This is a genomic window from Cupriavidus sp. 05T313, from assembly GCF_056396665.1.
In genome coordinates this window covers 1-5,521 of sequence record NZ_JBFTLX010000355.1, presented here as the reverse complement: position 1 = coordinate 5,521, position 5,521 = coordinate 1, and the positions used below count along the sequence as shown (strand labels likewise).

9 protein-coding genes are annotated in these 5,521 nt (G+C 67.2%); 2 read left to right on the top strand and 7 right to left on the bottom strand.

From position 1 onward, the window contains the following. Window positions 1–189, top strand: a 189-nt coding sequence (locus AC1DKD_RS38585) for a LysR substrate-binding domain-containing protein (protein ID WP_477144508.1), incomplete at its 5' end; no start/stop codon positions are given. A gap of 112 nt (window positions 190–301) precedes the next feature. On the opposite strand, the gene AC1DKD_RS38580 is transcribed toward AC1DKD_RS38585, so the two are convergent. Continuing rightward, a complete protein-coding gene (locus tag AC1DKD_RS38580) occupies window positions 302–1,036 on the bottom strand; it encodes a hypothetical protein (protein WP_441629040.1) in 735 nt (244 codons plus the stop codon). A 334-nt stretch (window positions 1,037–1,370) separates the two neighbouring features. Here AC1DKD_RS38580 and AC1DKD_RS38575 point away from each other — a divergent pair, with 334 nt between their 5' ends. Beyond that, complete coding sequence (locus AC1DKD_RS38575; protein ID WP_441629042.1) at window positions 1,371–1,682, top strand: high-potential iron-sulfur protein; 312 nt, start codon at window positions 1,371–1,373, stop codon at window positions 1,680–1,682. A 24-nt stretch (window positions 1,683–1,706) separates the two neighbouring features. Here AC1DKD_RS38575 and AC1DKD_RS38570 read toward each other — a convergent pair whose 3' ends face one another. The 6 genes from AC1DKD_RS38570 to mbhE form a co-directional block, all read right to left on the bottom strand. Further along, entirely contained in the window at window positions 1,707–2,111 is a 405-nt protein-coding gene (locus AC1DKD_RS38570) for a Na+/H+ antiporter subunit G (RefSeq protein ID WP_441629100.1), read from the bottom strand. Window positions 2,112–2,163: 52 nt separating this feature from the next. Beyond that, window positions 2,164–2,439, bottom strand: coding sequence for a K+/H+ antiporter subunit F (locus tag AC1DKD_RS38565; RefSeq protein ID WP_276286515.1), 276 nt, complete (start codon window positions 2,437–2,439; stop codon window positions 2,164–2,166). Then, complete coding sequence (locus tag AC1DKD_RS38560) at window positions 2,424–2,927, bottom strand: Na+/H+ antiporter subunit E (protein WP_441629045.1); 504 nt, start codon at window positions 2,925–2,927, stop codon at window positions 2,424–2,426. The genes AC1DKD_RS38565 and AC1DKD_RS38560 overlap by 16 nt, the downstream gene beginning before the upstream one ends. Window positions 2,928–2,931: 4 nt before the next feature. Then, window positions 2,932–4,464, bottom strand: coding sequence for a monovalent cation/H+ antiporter subunit D (locus AC1DKD_RS38555; RefSeq protein WP_441629047.1), 1,533 nt, complete (start codon window positions 4,462–4,464; stop codon window positions 2,932–2,934). Beyond that, complete coding sequence (locus tag AC1DKD_RS38550; RefSeq protein ID WP_477144507.1) at window positions 4,461–4,832, bottom strand: Na+/H+ antiporter subunit C; 372 nt, start codon at window positions 4,830–4,832, stop codon at window positions 4,461–4,463. The genes AC1DKD_RS38555 and AC1DKD_RS38550 overlap by 4 nt, the downstream gene beginning before the upstream one ends. Beyond that, the coding region (gene mbhE / locus AC1DKD_RS38545) for a hydrogen gas-evolving membrane-bound hydrogenase subunit E (protein ID WP_477144506.1) at window positions 4,832–5,521 on the bottom strand (690 nt) is incomplete at its 5' end. The genes mbhE and AC1DKD_RS38550, both read right to left, overlap by 1 nt.

Sequence of the window (5,521 nt, the reverse complement as noted above, 5' to 3'; positions counted from 1 at the left end):
GCCTGGGTCCCGGAAGATCAGGTTGCGGAGCACCTGGCCTCGGGCCGGCTGATCCACCTGCTGCCGGGATGGAGCCCTTCCTTTCCCGGCTTGTGCCTCTATTACCCGGCTAACCGGCACCCGCCTACCGCGCTGAGGCTGTTTGCGCAGGCGGTGCGCGAGTGGGCCAGCCGTCGGCCGGCGTTGTGACGATCAGTAATGACGATCAACGCGGCCTGGCGCCGGAGATCGTTCACTTCATCGCCCGCTTTTCCGGAACGCGGCAAAGCAGCGGAGGCAACGAGCGTTGCCTCCCCCTTCCTCAATCCGCTGAACTGGCGGGAAGCACCGAAACGCGGACGCTGGTAATGCCCAACGGCTCGCGCCCGGCGGCGCCACGCGCGGCGGAGGGATCGGTCCAGCCTTGCAGCGTGTTGGCCAGCGACCGCAACAGCGCCGTGCCTGCCACGGACGCCTGCTCAAGCCCCAGCAACACTTCGAACGACGCGCTGCGCTCGCCCGCGGCCTGCAGCCGCGCGTCCAGGTCAGCCAGCAGGTTGTAGACGGCATTGCCCATCTGCAGCACGAAGCCGCTCTCCAGCCCGAGCTGCCGGTATTGCGGCCGAACCCACGACTCGACCAGGGTCACGAAGATCACACCGGTTTCGTCGGCATTGATTTCGAATGCGCAATAGCCGACCGGATGCAGGTCCCGCGCGAGGATCAGCCGGTAGAAGAGGACCTGGCCGCAGACCTCGTCGCTATCCATGTCCATCTCGAAGGCCTGGCCGGGCTCCCAGTCCTCGCTGTCAAGGACTTCGCCGGATACAGGCGCGTCGCCGCCGGGCAACGGTACGCCGGCTTCCGCTTCAAGCTGGGCACGCAGGGTTGCCAGCACTTCGTCGCGTCCGGGCGCTTCCGGCGGTTCGGTATAGATGGCAAAACGCTCGCCCTCGGCCGTCCCGGCGAAGTCCGGGCCCATCAAGGGCGACAGTTGCAACGCTAGCGGTTCCTGCAGCGCCTGGCGGAGGGTATCGGTGTTGGTGCGAGCGGTCATGGGCGTAGTGGTGGATGGCGTGTGGTTGGCGTGGCGGCGGTGAACCCGCCTGCGGCAAAAAAGGCAGCGCCGAGTTTGCCATAGGCCAGCCAGCGGAGCCACGATTATCCCGATTCACCCTGGCTTGTCCATTCCGCGGAGAATCCGGTGGCGGCAAACCGCACATGCCGCGCCAGGCGACGGCCGCTGTGCCACAATCCACACCAGCCGCACGCCGGAACTCCCCCACAGAATATCGGCCTTCACACCAGTCAGCCAGGCGCCGCGCGCGGTCCGCTACCGGTGATGTCGTCGAGTCCGGCAGTCTTCAATCCCCACAGAAAAAGGAAGCCGCATGTCGACCCGCCGTCAATTCCTGAAGACACTGCCGATAGCCGTGGCCACAAGCCTCGCGGCCGTTGCGGCGCCGTCCGGCGCCGGCGCGGCCACGCTCGACGAGAAGGATCCGCAGGCCGTCAAGCTGGACTACAAGGCGGACACCCGCAAGGTGGATCAGGCGAAATTCCCCAGGCATGCGGCCAGCCAGACCTGCGCCAACTGCCAGCTGTTCCAGGAAGGCGCCAGTCCGTCGACGGGCAGCTGCGTGCTGTTCGGCGACAAGCAGGTAGCCGCCGCCGGCTGGTGCAGCGCGTGGGAGCAGGGCTGAAGACTGGACGCCATGCCGGCGCCGTCAGCTCTCGGGAACCTTCCCCGCCGATGATGGATCCGCGGCCTGCCCGCGCGGCTCGCTGCGCTCCCGGTCCTCCGCCTCCCATGTGCGCCCCCGTGTGCGCGGGTCGACGGGCAGGCGCTGCTGCATCGCCGCCTTGGCCAGCATATGGGCGCTGATTGGCGCGGTCAGGAACAGGAAGGCGGTGATCAGCAGTTCATGCAGGCTCAGGCCGTTGCCCTGGTTGCTGAAAAACACGACCGAAGCCACCACGACGCCACCGACACCCAGCGTGGTGGATTTGGTCGGCCCGTGCAGGCGCATGAAAAAGTCCGGCAGCCGGAGCAGCCCGATGGCGCCGACGAGCGTAAACACGCTGCCGATCAGCAGCAGCACGCAGGTGGCGAATTCCGCGATTGGGCTCATATTGTCCATTGGGCCTCCCGTCATGGTTAGCGGACCAGTCCGATCCGTCCGGTCACTTGAGTTCGATGATGTCGCCGCGCTGCAGGTACTTGGTCAGGGCGACGGTGCCGATAAAGCCCATGACCGCGATCAGCAAGGCAACCTCGAAGAACAATTCCGAGCGCAGCCAGATGCCGAATACCACGATCAGCGCGATGGCATTGATATTGAGCGTGTCGAGCGCGACGATGCGGTCGGGCAGGCCCGGCCCGCGCACCAGGCGGATAAAGGCGAGCAGGAAGGCGACCCCGAGGATTCCCAGCGAGAGCGGTATTACGACGGCAAGCATTCAAATATCTCCCGTAGCGGCGCCTCATAGCGCGACTTGACCAGCGCGATCAGCTTGGCTTCATTGTCCAGATCGAGTACGTGGACCAGCAGCCGGCGGCGGTCATCGCTGAGTTCGGCGCATAAGGTGCCCGGGCTGAGCGACACGATGCTGATCAGCGCGGACAGCGCCAGTTCATGCTCGACATCGATCGGCACCTGGATAAAAGCCGGGCGCATCCGCGACACCGGCCCCAGCACCAGCAAGGCCACCTCCACATTGGCCACCACGATGTCGATCAGCACGTGCGCCGCCAGGCGCAGCATCAGATCGGGCCGGCCCACGCGCATCGGACGCAGCCAGAGTCCCTTGCCGATCAGGAGCGAGATCGCCCAGCCGAGAAGTGCGCCCAGCGCCCAGTCGGCAGGCGACACCCTGTTTACCAGCAACAGCCATGTCGCCAGAAGCGCCAGGCTGAGCCACGGATGCGGAAACAAGCGTTTGACCATGACCTTAGCTCCCCGCGGCCGGCAGCACCGCGCGCAAGTAGGCCGCGCGGTCGAACAATTGGGCGGCGGTGTCCGCCAGGTACTGGCTCAGCGGCTGCGCGAACAGGACCAGCGCGACGCTGCAGGCCAGCAGGAAGGCGCAACAACCCAGCTTCCAGCCATCCGGCGCGACCCGATGGTAAGCACCGTGGCGCTCGGGATCGTGTTCCTGGGGCAGGCGCCAGAGCAGGCGCGTGCCGGTGCGGCTCACGGCAATCAGCAGCGCCAGGCTGGATAGCAGGACGCCCGGCCACAACACGGCCGCGGCCGGCAACGGCGCGCTGCGCATCACCATGACCTTGCCGATGAAACCCGACAGCGGCGGCAGGCCGATCGCCGCCAGCGCCGCAACCAGGAACAGCGCGCCCGCCAGCCGCGAGCCGTGGACAACCGGGACAGGCTGCCCCACCGAGCCCGCCGGCGGCGCCGGCTCAAGCGCATCCGTCAGCAGGAACAGTGCCGCCGTGCACAACGTGGTACTGAGCAGGTAATACAGCGCCCCCGCCCAGCTTTGTCCGGTCTGCATCGATACGCTGGCCGCCAGCAGCCCGACCGATGCCAGCACGAGGTAGCAGGTCAGCGTCTTCAGGTTGGGGGCGGCAAGCGCCCCGAGCGCGCCAAACCCCATGGTGGCGAGCGCCATCCACCAGACCCAGTCATGCAGGAACGCCGCCAGCATGCCGCCGGGCGCGCCGAAGATCAGCGCGGCGCAACGCAGGATGGCGTAGATGCCCACCTTCGTCATGATGGCGAATAGCGCGGCGGCCGAGCCCGTAGCGCTGGCGTAGGCCTTGGGCAACCAGAAGAGCATGGGGAACAGCGCCGCCTTGAGCCCGAAGACAAGCATCAGCATGGCCCCCGCGGCCGTGGCCAGCGGCACGTCGGCAGGCGGCAACCCGGCCAGCCGGAGGCCCATGTGCGCCATGTTCAGGGTGCCGCTCAGCCCGTACAGCACGCCGATGGCGATCAGGAAAAAGGCCGAGCCCGCCAGGTTCAGCAAGACGTAGTGCATCCCGGCGCCGATCCGCGCGCGCCCGCCGCCATGCACCAGCAAGGCATAGGAGGCGATCAGCAGGATCTCGAAGAAGACAAAGAGGTTGAAGAGGTCGCCCGCCAGGAAGGCGCCATTGAGGCCCATCAACTGGAACTGGAACAGGGCGTGGAAATGCCGCCCCATCCGCGCGTCTCCCCTGCCCGCGGCCACCACGGCAGCCGCGCCCAGCACGGCGGTCAGCAGCAGCATCAGCGCGCCAAGCCGGTCGAGCTGGAGCACGATGCCGAACGGCGCCGGCCAGTTGCCGACGTGATAGACCGGGATGGCGCCGGTGGCTGCCTCCAGGACCATGCAGGCAGCCACCGGCAACAGCAGCAGCGCGGCGGCCGTACTCAGCGTGCGCTGGACCCGGAGCCAGCGCAGCGGCATCGCCACCAGTAAACCGCCGGCGAACATCGGCAGCAGGATGGGCAGGAGGATCGAAAAAGGCAGGCTATGGGTCATGGGCCGTCCGCCTCGTTCCTGCCAGCGCCGCCGGCCTCCTCTTGGCCCGCTTCCTTGCCATCCACATGGTCACTGCCTGTGATGCCAAGCGAGCGCAGCGCCAGCACCACCGCGAATGCGGTCATGGCAAAACCGATGACAATGGCCGTCAGCACCAGTGCCTGCGGCAGCGGGTCGGCATACCGCGCCCCGCTGGCGATGACCGGCGGGCGGCCGCTGGACAGRCGGCCCATGCCCAGCAGGAACAGGCTCACTGCGTACGAGATCAGCGCCAGTCCCAGCACCACCGGGRATGTGCGCGCGCGCAGCAGCAGGTAGATGCCGCAGGCCATCAGGATGCCGACCGTGCCGGCGTAGACGGCTTCCATCAGGCACCCTCCCGCGCGTGGATGCGCTTGTCGCGCACGCCGAGGTGCGACACGATCAGCAAGGTCGTGCCCACCACCGTGAAATAGACGCCGAGGTCGAACAGCATGGCGGTGGCCAGTTCGATTTCGCCCAGCACCGGCAAGTGGAAGTGCCCGAAGGCCGTTGTCAGGAACGGGAAGCCGAACGCCCAGCTACCCAGCCCGGTCAGCCCGGCCACCAGGATGCCGCTGCCCGCCAGCGCGCGGTAATTCAGCGCGATGCGCGCCTCGGTCCACAGCACGCCACTGGCCACATACTGCAGCAGCAAGACCACCGCCGTGATCAGCGCGGCGATAAAGCCTCCGCCCGGCAGGTTGTGCCCGCGCAGCAGCATGAAGACCGCGACCAGCATGGTCAGCGGCAGCATCAGCCGGGCCAGGATGGCCAGCAGCAACGGGTGGCTCTGGCTCGACCACGGCAGCCCGTTGGGCCCCGCCTGCGGCGCCGCCAGGCGCATGCCCTTGAGCAAGGCCTGTACCGCAAGGCCGGCGACCAGCAGCACGCAGATCTCGCCCAGYGTATCGAAGCCGCGGAAATCCACCAGGATCACATTGACCACATTGTGGCCACCGCCACCTTCAACGCTGTTGGCCAGGAAAAAGGCGGAAATCGAATCATAGGGCCGGGTCATCACGGCATATGCCAGGAC

Coding starts and splice junctions, on each gene's coding strand:
- AC1DKD_RS38580 (WP_441629040.1), bottom strand. CDS start 1,036: ATGACCGCTCGCACCAACACCGATACCCTCCGCCAGGCGCTGCAGGAA.
- AC1DKD_RS38575 (WP_441629042.1), top strand. CDS start 1,371: ATGTCGACCCGCCGTCAATTCCTGAAGACACTGCCGATAGCCGTGGCC.
- AC1DKD_RS38570 (WP_441629100.1), bottom strand. CDS start 2,111: ATGAGCCCAATCGCGGAATTCGCCACCTGCGTGCTGCTGCTGATCGGC.
- AC1DKD_RS38565 (WP_276286515.1), bottom strand. CDS start 2,439: ATGCTTGCCGTCGTAATACCGCTCTCGCTGGGAATCCTCGGGGTCGCC.
- AC1DKD_RS38560 (WP_441629045.1), bottom strand. CDS start 2,927: ATGGTCAAACGCTTGTTTCCGCATCCGTGGCTCAGCCTGGCGCTTCTG.
- AC1DKD_RS38555 (WP_441629047.1), bottom strand. CDS start 4,464: ATGACCCATAGCCTGCCTTTTTCGATCCTCCTGCCCATCCTGCTGCCG.